The organism is Acetobacter indonesiensis (assembly GCF_000963945.1).
Taxonomy (GTDB): Bacteria; Pseudomonadota; Alphaproteobacteria; order Acetobacterales; family Acetobacteraceae; genus Acetobacter; species Acetobacter indonesiensis.
In genome coordinates this window covers 1-237 of sequence record NZ_BAMW01000150.1, presented here as the reverse complement: position 1 = coordinate 237, position 237 = coordinate 1, and the positions used below count along the sequence as shown (strand labels likewise).

The window sequence follows — 237 nt, the reverse complement described above, 5'->3', positions numbered from 1 at the left end:
AGTAGCACCGTTTGGAATTGTTGTGTTGGAAAGTGTTGCACCGGACTTGATCTCTATAGTGGCCCCAGATCCAAGTTGTGCGTAGCCGTCATCAGAGACCCCGCTTTCGAGAATCAGGGTTCCACTTTTGAAGCCGTCTGCAGCGAAACTTGGAGTGCTGTAAGCGTCAACAGTTCCGCCTTGAAGAATGTTGCCGACTGTAAGTCCTCCTGAGCTAATAACAACAGTAGCACCGTT

1 pseudogene is annotated in these 237 nt (G+C 49.8%); it reads right to left on the bottom strand.

The features are described 5' to 3' along the window. A pseudogene (locus Abin_RS15710) lies at window positions 1–237 on the bottom strand (Hint domain-containing protein); the annotation flags it as partial.